Origin of the sequence: Novosphingobium sp. APW14 (assembly GCF_032337075.1) — a bacterium.
Lineage (GTDB): Bacteria > Pseudomonadota > Alphaproteobacteria > Sphingomonadales > Sphingomonadaceae > Novosphingobium.
The window spans coordinates 183,698-200,471 of the sequence record NZ_JAVYAB010000005.1; the positions used below are offsets into that span (position 1 = coordinate 183,698).

The window sequence follows — 16,774 nt, forward strand, 5'->3', positions numbered from 1 at the left end:
GCCAAGCAATCAAGCGACTTGTTCAGCGTGAAATGGGGAACGCCTTTCGGCATTCCCCATTTCGCCACTCACTTTTGCGGCAATCCGACCAACGACCGGTAGTAGTTTGCGTCGCCTGGCGTTCGACCAAGCAGACCTGCGATGTCCTTGGCCATGTTGAACATCTCCAGGTTCGTCTGCAGTTCGATGTCCTGATTCGGATACTTCCACAAGGTATCTTCGACCCCCACCCGAATGTGCAGTCCCATCATCGTCGCAAGCGTCGTCATGTACAGCGTCGCGCGACCCGCCGCACAGACTGAGATCACACTTTCGGGATCGATCTTGCGGATCTGGTCGACCATCAGGAAGAGGTGCTGCGCCATTTCCTGCGCGTCACCCACTGATGTCCCGGAAGCGAGGCTGCGCCCGACATTGAATGGTAGCCCATAGAGGATCAACCAGTTATAGGGCTTCTGCAAGATCCCCGTTTCTATGAGCTTACGCCGCGCCAGTTCGATTTCGCCGCTGTGATGGACGGCGAGTTCGGGCTTGATCCCGCATTCTTCCATCGTCTGGATTGCGGGAATCATGAACGCGTCGGGATGACCTGGGGCACAGGGGCAGGCTTCCGCAAGACCTGCCTTGGCCGGGCTCATACATTCCGCGAAAGTCTTCCCGTTAAGGACATTGAGATTGGGGACAAAGTCGTTGCCGAACCGGGCGCGCAGTGGCTCGATGACTGCGCTGTAGGCTTCCACTGGCGGAAGATCGCGGTCCAATCGGCGACCCTGCTTATCAGTGACCCAGGTGAAATCGATGTGAACACCGCACGCGCCCGCTTCGATCACCCTGGAAGCTTCGTCTACGTAATCTTCGAGCGAGGTCGGGTTGGCAGCATTCGCCGAAGCACCTTCGGTAAATCGGCCAGACACGGCTACATTGATTGCAATTTTTTCAGGCACTTTCCAGCGCGGTTGAACGTTCGCCGATGACACGAACTGATATTCCTCCATCTCGCGCTTGGCGGCTTCCCAAAGTGGCAGGGCTTCCATTCTCGACTCCTCTCTAATTCGCATCCGCGAAAAGGTTGACACCCAAAACACTTCTATATAAAAGTATATTTAGTGTCAACCGAGGTCAGTTTCATGCGGAAAAACCTCGCAAATCCGGGCTTGTATGTTGTTTGAATAGGAGAGGGAAAATGACAGATAGATTGGTTCGAGATTTCTTCGCAGCAGCCGATTCGCTCGACATTGAGCGCTTCAGCAGTGTCTTGCCAGAAGATGTGATTTGGCGATTTGCAAACTTTCCCGTGGCAAACGGAATTGCTGAGGTGCGCATGCAGTATGCGATGGTTGTCGATGTGGCGGCCAAGATGCATCATGACATTGTCGGGATCTGGCGCGATCAGAACTGCATTACCGTGGAAACGCGGGTTCACTATACCGATCGGCACGGGCGCGAATTCAGCTACCCTGGTTGCGACATCATCTTTGTCGAAGGCGAAACGATCAAGGAAGTCCGGATCTTCGTGGACAACCACGAGATGTTCATTCCCCCGCAGGGAGACGCCTGATGGCACGGCTCAAGGACCGGGTCTGTGTAATAACCGGCACTGGGGGCAGCATGGGTTCGGCGGCAGCGCTTGCCTTCGCGCGCGAAGGCGCACTCATCGTTGGCTGCGACGTAGTCTCTGGACGGGCAGAGGAAACTGTTTCGCAGGTCAAGGCGCTGGGCGGCAGAATGGTATCACTCCAGCCGTGCGATCTGACGGATATGCAGGCCTGCGAAGACCTGGTCGGCCTGGCTGTGAAGGAATTTGGGCGCGTCGACGTCTTGTTCAACAACGCGGCGATGGCCTACTTCGGGCCGGTCGATCAGATGCCTGTCGAGGACTGGCACAAGACGATCAACGAGGAATTGCACCTCGTGTACAATCTGATCCGTTGTGCCTGGGGTGAGTTAGCCAAGAATGGCGGCAGCATTATCAACACGGCGTCCATCTCAGCCTTGCAGGCCTATCGTCCCTTGCCCGCCCTGTCTCACGCTGCGGCAAAGGGTGCCGTTCTTGCCATGACTCGACAGCTCGCCATGGAAGGCGCTCCGTTTGGAATACGCGCGAACTCGATTTCGCCTGGTCTCGTTGCGACCCACCAGACAGTTGGCGTGCTCGGCGATCCGGACATGTCCAAAGCCATGATTGATCAGATCATGCTGGGTCGTCCTGCGCGCCCGGAAGAGATCGCATCGGTAGCTCTGTTTCTTGCATCCGACGACAGCAGTTACATCACGGGCGCTGATTTGCGGGTCGACGGAGGATTGTCGGCTTGGTGATGGGAACGAGGGCGGCAATGTCTCCGCCGCCCTCGCTCCAGCTCCGACTAGATTGCCAGATAGCCCCCGTCGACCGGCACTGTAGCGCCGTTCACGAATGAGGCGGCGGGCGACAGCAGCCATGTCGCGGCCTCCCCGATTTCGGATGGCTGTCCGAAGCGGCCGATTGGATGGCGATCCCGCAACTTTATGAGAAACGCGGCGAACTGCTCGTTCTGCGAGAGACTTTCGATAACCGGGGTTTCGATAATCCCGGGAAGAATAGCGTTCACGCGCACGCCAAGCGCTCCATAGTCAGCGGCTGCAGCGCGGGTGAGACCCATCACGCCGTGCTTTGCTGCGACGTACTCGGAAGCATTGGCGATTGCGACCTGCCCCAAGGATGATGCCGTGTTGACGATGGCTCCGCCTCCAGTTTCGAGCATTGCGAGCACTTCGTATTTGATGCACCAGAAAACCCCGGTGAGATCAATCCGAAGTGCACGATCCCATTCTTCGGTCGTAAGCTCGTGAAGTGGCTTTCCGCACTGTACGATGCCTGCATTGTTGAATGCGCCGTCGAGGCGGCCATACGCTGCCACTGCAGCATCGACCAGCTTGGCAACCTCGGTTTCAACCCCAACATCAGCGCGAACGAAGGTCGCTTCGCCGCCTTGATCACGGATTTCGTTTACAAGCGCTTGGCCTGCCTCTTCGCTGATGTCGCTGGCGATGAGCTTTGCACCCGCAGCCGCGATTCGCTTGGCACTCGCGAGCCCTATCCCACTGGCAGCACCCGTTACGATGATCACCTTTTCCTTCAGTTCTTGAGACATTTGGAACCTCCTCCAATTGGGCCACTGCGGCCGATTTATTCCTGCTATATAAAAGCTATTGCGATCGACAATCTACCTTTATATAAAGGTATCTGCAAACGGAGTCGGCATCGACAGTCGAGGGACCTAACCTTCGCAAGCCACTCAGTTCCGATCGGCTAGGCCCGGTTCGGAACTGCGGTCGTGCTGTTCTCCATGTTTGGGAGGGGAAGACGCTATGGTAACTCGATCTGCAATTATCTTTTCGGCGAGCCTGCTCGCGATGACTGCGCACGGAACCGCATTCGCACAGGAAACCGGAGCCAAGTCCGAAGCTGATACCGACCAAGGTGGCCTCGGTGAGATCATCGTGACAGCTGAAAAGCGCGCTGAAAATGTCCAGCGAACAGCTGCTGCCGTTACTGCGGTGACCGGAGAATCGTTGGTCGAGAAGGGGGTTGTCGATCTTCGGGCTGTCCAAAGCCTCGTCCCTTCTGCTCGCTTCCAGCAGGAAGGCCAGTCCACCCAGGTCTTCTTGCGCGGTGTCGGTGCAAATCTCGACTTTGCCAACGTCGAGCAGGTCGTGTCACTGAATTTCAACGGCGTCTACATTCCACGCGAAGGTACCAGCGCTCCGCTGTTTGACATCGAACGTGTCGAAGTCCTGCCAGGCCCTCAGGGCACGCTTTATGGTCGCAACGCTATGGGCGGCACCGTCAACGCATCATTCGTGAAGCCGAAGCGCGAAGCTGGGTTCTCGGGCGTTCTGGAAGCCGGCAACTTCGATCTCTTTCATGGCACCGCGATCGCAAACGCGCCGCTCGGCGAACATCTCGCAGCCCGCATCGGTGTCGATTACACTCACACCAGCGGTTACATGACGAGTGGAGCCGAAGCCAAGGATGACCTCGCCATTCGCCTAGGTCTTCTTTACGATTCCAATGCCGGTTTCGACATGTACCTCTGGGGCTATTTCGTCGACAAGAGCGGCACGGCGCCGAACCTGGTCAACAAGGGCACAAACCCGACGACATTTGCCTATGATGAAAATGCCTTTCTGCGCCCCAATCCCTGGGACGATACGCGTACCGGTGCACTTTCTGCGCTGGCACCTTTTGGCCAGCCCAAGGCGGAAGATCTCACTTACAAGAACTACGTCGCTGGATCAGAAATCAACGTTGATTTGAGCGATAACGTCACGCTCACTTACATTCCGTCATATTTCAAGCTGGACCTCGATTACGGGTACTGGCTGGGCGGTGTGCCTGCCTACTACGAGATCGGCTACAAGCAGACCACGCATGAACTACGGCTCTCGGGTGATAGCGATGCGGTCAAGTGGATTGCCGGCGCCTATTACTACTGGATGTCGGTTGAGCAGGATGTGCGCGTTTTGCCTGGCACGCCTTTCGAAGGCATCTACTTCAACAACAACAAGGGCATTAAGACTGGGATCGCTGCTTTCGGGCAAGTCACCTACAATATCTCGCCTTCGTTCCGTGCGATCCTGGGTGGTCGGTACAGCTCCGACAAGGCCGAAGCGGCAGGTATTTCCTTCATGCTTCAGCCATACACATTTGACCGGACTTTCAACCGCTTTGACATCAAGGCCGGGGTCGAAGCCGATATCGGCCCTGCATCGATGGCCTACGCCACATTCCAAACCGGCTATGCTCCAGGGACATACAATCCGTTCCCTGCAACACCCGGCAATGACAATCTGGTCAAACCCGCGAAGCTAACGTCCTACACTGTTGGCGTCAAAAACCGATTCCTTGATGATCGGCTGCAATTGAACCTCGAGGCCTATTACTACGATTATCGTGACCTCTACATCCAGGCTTTTGACCAGAGTAAGCTGTTCAACCCGATCTTCAACGCCGCCAAGGTCGAGATCTATGGCGTACAAGCAGACCTCAAGCTCAAGCCGACGCGGGCTGACACCCTGTCTTTCAGCGTTTCCTACAATCACGCCCGCAACAAGGACTTCATCACACCGGCCGGCGATAACTACAACGGCCTGTCTCCAGCATACGCGGCCGATTGGACTGTCTCAGCAGAGTACTCCCGTGACTTCGATATCGGGTCGCATGGTTATCTTCGCGCCCAGGCTGATGCCCGTTTTGAAAGCGCCTTCTACGCTGACTTCATCCACAATCTGGGCACGCGCCAGCAGCCTTACGTCAAGGCGAATGCTAGTCTGACCTATTTCGCTAACAACGAGCGCTGGAATCTTGGCGCGTGGATCAAGAATATTACGAACGAGCCGGTGATCGCGGCGACTGCCTTTGCAGGGATCCCAGGTCCCGGGACGGCCTATCTCGAAGCGCCCAGGACCTACGGTGTTAGGTTGGGCTTCAACTTCTGATGAAATACGGGCGCGCTACTTAACGGTAGCGCGCCTTGCCAGTTCTGCAGAGGCGTTAGCATGTTCCTGAAAAATGCTTGGTATGTCGCCGCGCTCGCCAGAGAGGTTACGCGCTTTGCGCCACTGGCCCGCAAGCTTTTGTCCGAAGATGTCGTCCTGTTTCGAACCCACAACGGGACTGTCGCCGCGCTTGAGGATCGCTGTCCGCACCGTTTTGCGCCACTGTCGATGGGACGGATGAGCTCGAACGGCCTGGTTTGTGGCTATCATGGCATGGAGTTTGATCCGAGCGGGGCATGCGTTGCAAACCCCACTCAGCCCGATGAGCCACTCAACCCGCGCGCCTGTGTTCGCAGTTATCCGGTTGTCGAACGCCACAATCTGGTCTGGATTTGGATGGGCGATCCCGATCGGGCCGAAGAACAAGCAATTCCTGACTATCGTTGGTACGATGATCCCGATTGGGATGCTGACCTGCAGTACATGCACATCAAGGGCAATTACCTGCTCTTGCTCGATAACCTGTTCGACCTCTCGCATGTGAACTTCGTTCATGGCGATGTCTTGGGCAGCTCCGATCGTGCACCGAGCATGGTGCACAAGACCAAGCACACGGAGACTGGTTTGGTCGACATGTGGCTGAGTCCGAACTCACCCATGGTTCCGGGATGGGCTGCGGTCGTCTCCGATGACTGGGCGCAGGGAAACGTCGACTTCTGGATGGACATGCATTGGGAGGCGCCCTCGAACATGATGCTGGACGTCGGCGTCATGCCGGTCGGCGGTCAGCGTAAAGAGGGCTTGCAGATCATGAGCCTGGACGGGCTGACACCTGAAACCGCCACCAGTACCCACTACTTTTACGGCACAGCTCAGTCCTATCGCAAGGACGACCGCTCAGTCCTCGCCTTTTGGGCGAAGGCGCAAACCTACGCTTTTGAACAAGACAAGCGAGTGATCGAGGCGGTCCAAGAACGAATGGGAGATTCCTGGGACATCCTGGCGATGAATCCAATCATCAATAAAGGCGACAAGGCCTCGCTGCTCGCGCGCCGATCATTGGCGAAACTTATCAGGCAAGAGCAAGGCCTGGAGGCTGGCGCAAAAGGAATAACTCATGACTGATAACCTCTACCCCAAGCTGCTTGCCCCAGCCCAGCTCGGTGACATTTCGCTCGAAAACCGGGTTGTCATGGCGCCGATGACGAGAAGCCGGGCAGGTGAAGGTGATGTCGCTACAGATTTGATTGCCGAATACTATGGTCAACGAGCAAGCGCAGGGTTGATCATTTCGGAAGCTTCGCAGATCTCGCCACAGGGCAAAGGGTATCCGCGGACTCCCGGAATTTTCAGCGCAGAGCAGATCACTGGCTGGCGGAAAGTGACCGAGCGCGTGCACAGCGAAGGTGGAAGGATCTTCCTTCAGTTATGGCACGTCGGGAGATTGTCGCACTCATCTGTGCAACTCGGCGGGCAACTCCCAGTTGCACCATCCGCAATCGCATCCGATGGGCAGATCTATACCCCTACTGGCCTTCAGAACTTCGAAACCCCGCGCGCACTGGAAACAACCGAGATTCCCGCTGTAGTCGACGACTTCCGGCAGGCGGCCGTCAACGCCAAGGAAGCCGGATTTGACGGCGTCGAAATTCACGCGGCGAACGGCTACATCATCGACCAGTTCTTACGAGATGGTACGAACCAGCGGACCGATGGCTACGGCGGCTCGATCGAGAATCGCTGTCGCTTCCTGAAGGAAGTAGTCGAGGCGGTGATCCCTGTGTTCGGTTCAGGGCGTACCGGCGTACGCCTGTCGCCGGTCTTTGCGACCTTCTCGATGTCTGACAGCGACCCCGCAGCTACGTTCGGGTATGCGGCAGAGCTTCTGGGCAAACTCGGTGTTGCCTATCTCCACGTCATTCAACTCGGGGACGAAGGCTTCGACTATGGCGCGCTGCGGGCGCAGTTTGGCGGCACATACATTGCAAACGGGGGCTATTCCGCACAATCGGCCGAGCAAGCCATAGTTAGCGGCGAAGCAGACTTTGTTGCCTTCGGCACCCCCTTTATTGCCAACCCCGACCTGGTCGCGCGCTTCCGGACGAATGCCGAGCTGGCTTCTTTCGATCCTGCCTTTTTCTACCAAGGCGAAGAGAAGGGCTTTACCGACTATCCGCCTCTTGCGTCGTCTTGAAACAAGCGTCATCTAGGACCGAGGCAGGCTACAGCGGCGCCACGCGCTCGACGAATTGAAGCGCGGTCGCTGGCGCACCTTCTTTGCACCAGGCCAGTCCAAAGCGGACTTGGGACAAATGCTCAGGTATCCGCTTTGCATTGAGTGGGCGGAAGAAGACTCCCTTCATCCGCAACCGTTCGGCGGAAGCGGGCAGGACGGCCACACCCTCGCCGCAGGCGACGATCCCGACAACGGCTTCGGTCGTTGGAACTTGATGAGTTATTTCGGGATTGAAGCCGGATAGCCTGCACAGCGCGAGCAAGTCGGAATGGAAATTGAAGCCTCGTGTCGGCTCATAGGTGATGAACTTGCTGGTTCGCAGGCTGCTCATAGCCACAGGTCCGCTTCTCGAAAGAAGCTCATGACCCTCCGGCAAGGCGACGACCAGGGGTTCACTGTGCACAAAACGCGTCTCGATCAATTCGTCGAAGATCGGAAGCCGCAACAAGCCGATGTCGATAACTCCCGACCGCAGGGCCTCGATCTGACTAAGGACAGGCATCGCAGAGAATTCCAGATCGACGTCGCTTGCGCTCGACCGGAAGCGCCTAACCAGCGAGGGCATCAGCGAATAGACTGTTGATCCACCAAAGCCGATTTTCAGCGCGCCCTTGAGACCGGCCGCAGTCCTGCGCGCACTTTCGACGCCCTTCTCCAACGCTGAGAGGGCAACGCGGACATCGGCGATTAAGGCCTGTCCGGCGAGTGTCACGCGCACAGAATGGGTATCTCGCTCGAACAATTGCAGGCCCAACTCCTCCTCAAGCTCGCGGATCGCGCGGCTGAGCGGAGGCTGCGAGACGTGGCAGCGAGCGGCTGCTTTGGTGAAGCTGAGCTCCTCGGCAACAGCCACAACGAAACGCATCTGCCTGAGGTCCATGCTTATACTCCATAGGTATGACCGAGTGTCCTATAATGTATTTCCGATACGACAGAAAGTAGCAGATAGCTCAATCGCAACCAGCGGGAGCGACGATCTGTGAGTGCTCAGATTCCAAGGCTATCTTTCGAACAACTGGCGCCGAACGTGCAGGACGTATTGCGCGCGAGGGTTGAGAGACTTGGCTATTTGGGAGAGTTTTTCCGGTGTGCCGGGCACCAGCCGGATGTCCTCGCCCCGTTCATGGAGATGACCGAGAACCTCAAGAAGGCGCTCCCGGACCGCCTGACCGAAACGGGGGCGCTCACAGTGGCGACCTTGATGGAGAACCGGTACGAACTGCACCAGCACGAACGGCTCTCTAAGAAGCTCGGGTTTGGCGAAGACTGGGTTGCCGCAGTCGAGCAGGTCGATCCAGACAACGCTGTCCTGCTGTCGGACGCGGAGCGCGCCGTGCAACGCTTGGCTGTTGCCCTGATTGAGCGCCGTGGAAAATCTGTCGAATCCGAACTGGACGCTGTCATCGACCAGATCGGTGTCGAGCAAGCGATGGCTACCTTGTTCCTGGTCGGCCGATACATCACCCATGCCTTGATCGTAAACAGTCTCGGCTTGGTGCCACCGGTGCCCTCGATTTTCGAGGGAGGCGGCCAATGAGCGGAGGAATCTGGATCTCCGAGGCCGAAGCAGTTTCGGTCATGTCGCTACCCGAATCCATCGAAGCTTTGCGCGACGGTCTCCGGCAGGAAGCTGCTGGACGTGCAAGCAATATGGTTAAGACCCATGCGACCTGGGCTAACGGTTCGACCTTGCATGCGATTGGTGCCGTTTTCGAGGGCTTGGGAATTGTCGGGACAAAGACCTGGGCTCATACGGCAGGCGGCGCAATGCCGTTGCTTATCCTGATCGACGCGAACAACGGCAGCGTCCTTGCAATCATAGAAGCGTTCGCACTTGGTCAGATGCGAACCGGCGGGATTAGCGGTCTCGCGACAGATCTGATGTCGCGAGAGAATGCAACCCGAATGGCCATGATCGGGGCGGGAAAGCAGTCGATCACGCAGGTGGCTGCAGTAGCTGCGGTTAGAAAGCTTGAAAGAGTGACGGTATGGAGCCCAACGCCCGCCAATCGCGAGGCGCTGGCCGCGAAGGTCGAGGCAAGCTTGGGGATCGAGGCCGTCGCTACCCAAGCCCTCGATGAGGCGCTCGATGCTGCTGACATTGTTACGCTGGCGACCCGGGCACGGGTCCCGTTTTTGACCGCCGATGCCTTACCCAGTGGGGTCCACATCAACGCAGTTGGGGCAATTACCCCCGAACGCGCCGAATTCGAACCAGCCTTGCTGGCGCGCACGACGCTGTGTGCCGCCGACAGCGTACCGCAAGTGCGAAAGTTGAGTCGCGAATTCCAAGAGAGCTTCGGTCACGACGAAGACGCATGGGCGCGGCTCCGACCGCTCTCGGACCTCGTGGCAGGTGGGGCGAGCCGCCCGGAAAGCACCGATCTTACGCTCTTCAAGGCGATGGGCATGGGTATTTCCGACCTGTCGCTAGGCATCGCAATCCTCGAGCGCGCGCGCAGCGCTGGGCTTGGGAAGCCGCTTCCCTCGATCACCCGGCAAGCACCCCGATTGACCAAGAATTGAGCCTTTCCTGAGGAGAAATACGATGAGCGACTTTCGTACCGATTTTGCCGATACCGTCGGAAAATTCGTCGACATAAGCGGACAGAACTATCGGCAGAATGAGCCGTGGGCGCCGGCGATCATCACCAAGGAACAGATCGACGAGGAAGTTGAAAGGCTCGCATCGATTGCCCTGCCCGAAAACGGACGTCGCAGCTCGTTGATCGTACATCCTCGCGCAAACGCGCAGTCGCCGGGATTGGCGACATCGGTTCAGGTAACTCTCAACGTGCTGAAACCTGGCGAGCGGACCGAGCCTTTCCGGCACAACGCCACCGAAGTTAACTTCTGCATCCGAGGCGAAGGTGTAGCCAACGTCGGTGGGCGCCGCATTCCGTTCCGCCAGTACGATGTCTACAATACGCCGTCATTCGTCCCCTACTGGCGCGAGAACACCGGCACCGAACTGCAGGTCTTCTTGACCTATACGAATGTCCCGCTTCTGCAGTTCATGGAAGTTCACCACTGGGAAGCGAACCCTCCCTTGCTCGCCGGTCTGGTCCACGACGATGAAGATGCAATAAATCCCCGCCGGAACAGCCCTTACGGGACATTCGAGATCGGTGACGACGGCGCGATGCTCATGCCCTACGAGAAGCTGATAAATCCGCCTTCGGTTGAGTCAAATGCCCTACATTGGCCGTGGGAACGCGTGGAAACTGAACTCAAGAAGCTTCAGGATCTCGGTCAAGATTACGTGGGCCGCAGGCTCTACCTGCTTTACAATCCGATGACCGGTCGAACCAACGGGACTACCCCGAACTTTTTTGCGACCATTACCATCCGACCGCCGAAGATCGTCGATCGGCCGCACCGTCACGTTTCGGAATCCATCAACTACTATTTCAAGGGTTCCGGTCGCAGTACGGTTGCCGGTAACGTCTACGAATGGAAGGCTGGCGATCTGATGCTGTCAGCACCCGGCTGGGCGGTACACAACCACGCCTCGTATGACGATTACGTCTACGAACTGACCATCCAGAACCAGCCCTTGACGATTGCCATGGAAGCGCTGCTTTGGCAGGAAAATCTCAAGGAACCGCCTGCTCTGCTCGGTGCCCAGATGGGCTTCGACACGAACCGCAAGTCTGCAGCCTGATGGGCGCAGTGTCCCGCGTTACTAGCGGCCCGACCGGCCTCACCCTTCCGGGTGAGGCCGTGCACGCTGCTGCTCTCGCGCTCGATGGAGCAGAACGCACTGGCAACCAAATTCGTTTACTCAGCGAAGACTACCCGACCATCACGATGGATGATGCCTACGCGATCCAGGCCGAATGGGTTCGGATGAAGCGAGAGCGCGGCGACCCCGTGATCGGCTGGAAGATTGGCCTAACTTCGAAAGCGATGCAGTCCGCTCTGCAGATCGACATACCAGATTCTGGCGTACTTCTGGAGTCGATGGCATTTGCGAATGGCAGCACTATTGCCGCGGGTCGCTTCATTCAGCCGAGAATCGAAGCTGAAATCGCGTTTGTGATGAAGCGAGACGTGGCCGCTGATGCGACGCCCCAGGAGATCGCCGAGGCCACCGACTACATCGCACCTGCGCTGGAAATCCTAGATACGCGGATCACTCGGACTGACCCGCAGACTGGCAGAATGCGGACAGTCTTCGACACGATTTCGGACAACGCAGCCAACGGCGGGATTGTCCTTGGTGATCCGGTCCGCAGTTTCAGACCGGAAGATCTGCGTTGGATCGGCGCAATCGTTTCGCGCAACAACGAGATTGAAGAAACCGGTCTTGGTGCTGGCGTGCTCGACAATCCGCTGCTGTCGATGGCCTGGCTTGCGCAGCGGTTAGGCGCATATGGCCAGTCGATCGAGAAGGGGCAGATCGTCTTGTCTGGCTCTTTCATACGTCCGATCGAAGCTCCCGTCGGCAGTCATATTGTCGGCGACTTTGGCGCCTTCGGACGCGTTGAAATATCCTTCACATAACAAGACGGGAGAGCAGGCATGAATGCCTTCAAGCAGGCCATTGCCGAGGCGAAGACGCAAATTGGAATGTGGCAGGCGCTAGCAGTCCCATATACCGCCGAGATCTGCGCCGGAGCGGGGTTCGATTGGCTCCTTATCGATGCGGAGCATGGACCCAATGATATCCCACTTGTCCTTTCGCAATTGCAGGCCGTTGCTGCCGGCACCACCGAACCGGTGGTCCGCCTTCCTGTTGCCGATCCCGTCCTGGTCAAACAATACCTGGACATCGGCGCAAGAAGCTTGCTGGTCCCGATGATCGAGACGGCGGAAGCGGCCCGAAGCATGGTCCGCGCAACACGCTACCCCCCCCATGGATCCAGGGGAATCGGTTCGGCCATAGGACGCGCCAGTCGCTGGAACCGCACACCAAATTATCTCCACGAGGCGCACCTCGAGATTTGCCTGCTGCTTCAGATCGAAAGTCAAGCTGGCCTCGATCGGCTTGAAGAGATTGCTCAGATCGAGGGCGTTGACGGCATCTTTGTCGGTCCGTCGGATCTAGCTGCCGACCTCGGCCATCTCGGCAATCCAGGCCATCCTGAGGTGCAAGCTGCGATTGAAGATGCCCTGGGACGGATCGCGGCATGCGGTAAGCCGTCAGGAATCCTCATCGCCGATGAACGTCTGGCCCGGCGCTACATTGAGCTGGGAGCATCTTTCGTCGCTGTTGGAACGGATGTGACGGTCCTGGCTCGCGGTGCCGAAGCCCTCGCGGCACGATTCAAGTTGGATGCGAATAGCCCAAAGCCAAACACTGGTAACGCGGCGGTATACTGACCAACCTCGTGGAAACGGGGACGTTCGACAGATTCTAGTCCACATCCAATCAGGATTTCTTCATGCGCATCAAATCAGTGTCGATCAATCCGGCCAACGGAATGGAAATTGCCTCTTATCCGGCCATGGATTCGTTCGAACTGGAAGCAGCCGTGGCGGAGGCTGATGCAGGATACCAAGCCTGGCGCTCGCTCGCAGTGTCCACTCGAGCGAGGCTACTGGACCAGCTCGGCGAGACGCTGAAAGCGAAGCGAGATCTGCTTGGAGCCCTGATTACGGCTGAGATGGGGAAGCCGATCTCAGCCGCGCTTGGTGAAGTCGACAAGTGCGTGAACCTTTGCGCGTGGTATGCAGCCAATCTCGAGCACCTTCTCGCCGCCGAGATATCCGAGCTTGGAACGGACGGCGTGGCCACGGTCCGCTACTTGCCGTTAGGCGTCGTTCTCGGCGTAATGCCTTGGAACTTTCCGATCTGGCAGGTGCTGCGTGCGGCAGTTCCAATCATGGCGGCTGGCAATGGCTTTGTTCTGAAGCACGCTGATAATGTCCAGGGAAGCGCATTGGCGCTTGGGGAATGTTTCGCAGATGCCGGCTTCCCAGCCGGATCATTTAAGGTGGTCAACGCAAGCCGCGACGCAATCGCCGGCCTATTGAGCGACACCAGAATTTGCGGTGTGAGCGTGACAGCAGGAGTCGCGGCGGGCGCGGCGCTCGCGGCCGAGGCGGGCAGAAATCTCAAGAAGTCGCTGTTGGAGTTGGGTGGTTCTGATCCGTTCATTGTCCTGGCGGACGCAGATCTCGATCGCGCCGTTACAGCTGCCGTAACCGCACGCTTCCAGAACTGCGGACAAGTGTGCATCGCAGCCAAGCGCATTATTGTTGAACGTCCCATTGCAGACGAGTTCACTCATCGATTTGTCGCCGAGGCATCTAAGATCAAGGTTGGGAATCCCGAAGACCCTGTCACAGAAATGGGGCCGATGGCGCGTGAACGGTTGCGAGCTGAGGTTCATGACCTGGTTCAAGCCAGCGTGGCCAGGGGCGCCCGGATCTTGATTGGTGGTCTCATTCCCGAAGGCCGGGGTGCATTCTATCCGCCGACAGTGCTGGTTGACGTGACGAACGACATGCCGATTTGCCGCGAAGAAACCTTCGGACCAGTCGCTCCGATCTTGGTCGCAAACGACGCCGAGCACGCCATCTCGCTCGCAAATGACAGTGACTTTGGGCTGTCTTCCGCGCTGTGGACCCGCAACACTGGCCGAGCTGCCAACTTGGCTGCACGAATAGAAGCGGGCGCTGTTTACATAAATGGCCTTTCTGCCTCAGATCCAAGAGTGCCGATCGGGGGCATCAAGAATAGTGGCTATGGCCGCGAGCTCTCTCACTTCGGGTTGAAGGAGTTCTCAAACGCCCAACTGCAGTGGATTCGCCAAGCTTGATTGGGAGGTGAATCTTTCACTTTTTAACAAGTTGGATAATCAACTGAGAGCGATATGAAACGGGAACTTCAAGAGATCCATCTTCTGCATTTGTTCGCCAGCGCAAAACTCGCAATCATGGGAATCGGCGACCGTGCAGTTGAGTTAACTTAGCCCTTCTAGTGCCCTAACGACCACTTCATCAGCAAGTCAGATGATGCTGCTCGATTTAAACATCGTCATGACAGGCGCGGAATTCACAATTGCGAGAAACGGGTGCGGTTCACGATCGACCGGTCCAGCCAAGCTTACCCGCATGTTCCGCTTGATCATCTCTTCTAACAAGATCTGGATCTGCAATTCGGCGAGACGTGCGCCCACGCAGCGGTGAATACCATATCCGAACGACAAATGGCGCCGCGCGTTTTGCCGATCGACGAGGAACCTGTCACCGTCAGGGAAGACATCCTCCTGCCGATTGGCAGAGATATACCAAAGCACGAGCTTGTCGCCCTTGCGGATCTGATGTCCCCTGAATTCGACGTCTTCCAGCGCCGTGCGCCGCATATGGATCGCGGGGCATTGCCAGCGAATGATTTCACTCGCCGCATTAGGAATGATCTCCGGGTTGGCGCACAGCTTGTCCCATTCCTCTGGCCATAGACTGAAGGCTTCAACCATCCCCGACATCGAATTGCGGGTCGTGTCATTTCCGCCGACGATCAAGGTCGCCATGTTACCCATGAACTCGGCGGCATCCATTTGCGCCAAGTCGTTAGAGTGGATCATCATGGACAGCAGGTCTGAGCCGGGCGCGGCTGCAGAGCGCTCTTGCCAAAGTTCGTGGAATCGCGAGGCCATGGCGAACAGATGAGCGACGCGCTCTTCAGGGCGGTTGGCGATCATATCAAGCGAGGTGATCGCGTCAGACCAGAGGCGCAGCTTGTGCCGCTCTTCCCATGGGAAATCGAACAGGATGGCCAGCATATCAATGGTCAAGTCGATCGAGACAGTCGACACCCAATCGAATGTCTCTCCCCGGGGTAGGGCATCAAGTTTCGCCGAGGTCCGATCGCGGATGGATTGGCTCAGGCGTGCCATTTCCGAGGGATTGAAAGCGGGAGCGATGACCCGCCTTTTGCCGGTGTGGTGAGGCGGATCCATCATGATGAAGGATTCAAAGTAAGCGCTCGCGGCAGGATCGACATCAATGATGGATACGCCGCCGTGCTTGGCTTCGGAGGAGAAGAGTTGCGGCTTGCTCTCGATCTCAACAATGTCATCATAGAGTGAGATCGACCAGAACGGACCAAATCTACTTTCGGCACAATAATGCACCGGCGCTTCGCTGCGCAGGCGTGCGAACACCTCGTAAGCCGAGCCATCAGCAAAACGGCTCGGCAGGCTTGGGTCGAGCATGGCGATGGATGTCATGAGGTCAGTCTTTCATATTCTTGGCAATGCGCTCGAAGAAGCGGCCGAGCAGGTCGAGCTCAGAGTCCGAAAATCCCTCGAAAACTTGCGCATAGATTTCATCGACGGTGTCGCGCAGGTCATGGAGCAGAGCACGCGCCTTTTCTGTCGGCATAATCCGCCACACACGGCGGTCCGTGGGGTGCTGCTCCCGCGAAACCAGAGCCTTCTTCTCAAGCGTGTCGATGGCAAGCCCGGCGCTGGCCCGTTCGATTTCGAGGAGCCTGGCCAACTCGGTTTGGGTCATGCCCTCCTGGCGCAGCACATATGCGAGCAGCCGCCACTGCGTGCGGCTTAACTCTGCTCCCTGGATTGCCTCGTCAAAGATCCGTCGAAGTTGCCGCGGCAAATCCTCGAACTGGAATGTCAGGGCGTCCAATGCAGTGGGGAACGCAGCTTCAGCGTTGGTGGCGACGAGTCTCATGTCGCCACAATATGAGCTATATCCATATTGTCAATTACATTACAATAATGACACATTCAGTCTAAGCCGATGCCAAATCTCGTAGGCCCTACGTCGCGGCCAAGTCCAGTAACTGGGGCCCAATTAGGACGTTGAGGGTGGCATTCATTTACCGGTAAATGGTATTACAAAAATACTATTAATCTAATAAAATCAATTAATTATGATCCAGAGATGGGGTGGATGCCGCTCTCCCCAACGGTGTCATAATGCACCAGCATTACGGTGCATTAGCCATCGGGATAGGAGAGGCAACATGACGGACGTAGTAATTATCGGGGTCGATCTGGCGAAGAACGTGTTTCAACTGCACGGCGCGGCCGCTGACGGGACAGTGGTTTTTCGTAAAAAGTTCACGCGGCCTATGTTTCAGCGTTT

At 57.2% G+C, this 16,774-nt stretch carries 16 protein-coding genes; 11 read left to right on the plus strand and 5 right to left on the minus strand.

Annotated features, from left to right (window positions below; translation table 11 throughout):
• Positions 1 to 68: 68 nt before the first annotated feature.
• The gene (locus RQP55_RS08615) at positions 69 to 1,034 is read right to left on the minus strand and encodes a 3-keto-5-aminohexanoate cleavage protein (protein WP_315609778.1); all 966 of its coding nucleotides are present in this window, start codon (positions 1,032 to 1,034) and stop codon (positions 69 to 71) included.
• Between the two features lie 149 nt (positions 1,035 to 1,183).
• On the opposite strand from RQP55_RS08615, the gene RQP55_RS08620 reads away from it, so the two are divergent.
• Together RQP55_RS08620 and RQP55_RS08625 are read left to right on the plus strand one after the other, a co-directional pair.
• The gene (locus tag RQP55_RS08620; RefSeq protein ID WP_315609779.1) at positions 1,184 to 1,558 is read left to right on the plus strand and encodes a nuclear transport factor 2 family protein; all 375 of its coding nucleotides are present in this window, start codon (positions 1,184 to 1,186) and stop codon (positions 1,556 to 1,558) included.
• Positions 1,558 to 2,316 (plus strand): SDR family oxidoreductase, encoded by a 759-nt coding sequence (locus tag RQP55_RS08625; protein WP_315609780.1) that lies wholly within the window; start codon positions 1,558 to 1,560, stop codon positions 2,314 to 2,316. The genes RQP55_RS08620 and RQP55_RS08625 overlap by 1 nt, the downstream gene beginning before the upstream one ends.
• Positions 2,317 to 2,363: 47 nt before the next feature.
• Here RQP55_RS08625 and RQP55_RS08630 read toward each other — a convergent pair whose 3' ends face one another.
• Complete coding sequence (locus RQP55_RS08630; protein WP_315609781.1) at positions 2,364 to 3,131, minus strand: SDR family NAD(P)-dependent oxidoreductase; 768 nt, start codon at positions 3,129 to 3,131, stop codon at positions 2,364 to 2,366.
• A gap of 217 nt (positions 3,132 to 3,348) precedes the next feature.
• Here RQP55_RS08630 and RQP55_RS08635 point away from each other — a divergent pair, with 217 nt between their 5' ends.
• From RQP55_RS08635 to RQP55_RS08645, 3 genes are read left to right on the plus strand one after another with little or no spacing between them, the layout of a single operon-like run.
• The gene (locus tag RQP55_RS08635; RefSeq protein ID WP_315609782.1) at positions 3,349 to 5,478 is read left to right on the plus strand and encodes a TonB-dependent receptor; all 2,130 of its coding nucleotides are present in this window, start codon (positions 3,349 to 3,351) and stop codon (positions 5,476 to 5,478) included.
• 60 nt (positions 5,479 to 5,538) lie between these two features.
• Positions 5,539 to 6,603 carry an aromatic ring-hydroxylating dioxygenase subunit alpha gene (locus RQP55_RS08640; RefSeq protein WP_315609783.1) on the plus strand — a complete coding sequence of 355 codons (1,065 nt, stop codon included), beginning with the start codon at positions 5,539 to 5,541 and terminating at the stop codon, positions 6,601 to 6,603.
• The gene (locus tag RQP55_RS08645) at positions 6,596 to 7,672 is read left to right on the plus strand and encodes an alkene reductase (protein WP_315609784.1); all 1,077 of its coding nucleotides are present in this window, start codon (positions 6,596 to 6,598) and stop codon (positions 7,670 to 7,672) included. Before RQP55_RS08640 ends, RQP55_RS08645 begins: the two co-directional genes overlap by 8 nt.
• A 28-nt stretch (positions 7,673 to 7,700) precedes the next feature.
• On the opposite strand, the gene RQP55_RS08650 is transcribed toward RQP55_RS08645, so the two are convergent.
• Positions 7,701 to 8,594 carry a LysR family transcriptional regulator gene (locus RQP55_RS08650; RefSeq protein WP_067738772.1) on the minus strand — a complete coding sequence of 298 codons (894 nt, stop codon included), beginning with the start codon at positions 8,592 to 8,594 and terminating at the stop codon, positions 7,701 to 7,703.
• Positions 8,595 to 8,837: 243 nt separating this feature from the next.
• On the opposite strand from RQP55_RS08650, the gene RQP55_RS08655 reads away from it, so the two are divergent.
• From RQP55_RS08655 to RQP55_RS08680, 6 genes are all read left to right on the plus strand, one after another.
• The gene (locus tag RQP55_RS08655; protein WP_315609785.1) at positions 8,838 to 9,251 is read left to right on the plus strand and encodes a hypothetical protein; all 414 of its coding nucleotides are present in this window, start codon (positions 8,838 to 8,840) and stop codon (positions 9,249 to 9,251) included.
• Positions 9,248 to 10,240: an ornithine cyclodeaminase family protein gene (locus tag RQP55_RS08660; RefSeq protein WP_067738777.1), complete on the plus strand. Its 993-nt coding sequence runs from the start codon at positions 9,248 to 9,250 to the stop codon at positions 10,238 to 10,240. Before RQP55_RS08655 ends, RQP55_RS08660 begins: the two co-directional genes overlap by 4 nt.
• 22 nt (positions 10,241 to 10,262) lie before the next feature.
• Positions 10,263 to 11,378: a cupin domain-containing protein gene (locus RQP55_RS08665; protein WP_067738779.1), complete on the plus strand. Its 1,116-nt coding sequence runs from the start codon at positions 10,263 to 10,265 to the stop codon at positions 11,376 to 11,378.
• A 59-nt stretch (positions 11,379 to 11,437) separates the two neighbouring features.
• Positions 11,438 to 12,220, plus strand: a complete 783-nt coding sequence (locus tag RQP55_RS08670) for a 2-oxo-hepta-3-ene-1,7-dioic acid hydratase (RefSeq protein WP_067738788.1) — start codon at positions 11,438 to 11,440, stop codon at positions 12,218 to 12,220.
• Between the two features lie 18 nt (positions 12,221 to 12,238).
• The gene (hpaI, locus tag RQP55_RS08675; RefSeq protein WP_067738781.1) at positions 12,239 to 13,039 is read left to right on the plus strand and encodes a 4-hydroxy-2-oxoheptanedioate aldolase; all 801 of its coding nucleotides are present in this window, start codon (positions 12,239 to 12,241) and stop codon (positions 13,037 to 13,039) included.
• 62 nt (positions 13,040 to 13,101) lie between these two features.
• On the plus strand, positions 13,102 to 14,481 hold the full coding sequence (locus tag RQP55_RS08680) for an NAD-dependent succinate-semialdehyde dehydrogenase (RefSeq protein WP_067738784.1): 1,380 nt from the start codon (positions 13,102 to 13,104) through the stop codon (positions 14,479 to 14,481).
• A 189-nt stretch (positions 14,482 to 14,670) separates the two neighbouring features.
• Here RQP55_RS08680 and RQP55_RS08685 read toward each other — a convergent pair whose 3' ends face one another.
• Both RQP55_RS08685 and RQP55_RS08690 read right to left on the minus strand, forming a co-directional pair.
• Entirely contained in the window at positions 14,671 to 15,894 is a 1,224-nt protein-coding gene (locus RQP55_RS08685) for a cytochrome P450 (RefSeq protein ID WP_315609786.1), read from the minus strand.
• Positions 15,895 to 15,898: 4 nt separating this feature from the next.
• Positions 15,899 to 16,357 (minus strand): MarR family transcriptional regulator, encoded by a 459-nt coding sequence (locus RQP55_RS08690; protein ID WP_315609787.1) that lies wholly within the window; start codon positions 16,355 to 16,357, stop codon positions 15,899 to 15,901.
• Positions 16,358 to 16,774: the final 417 nt, after the last annotated feature.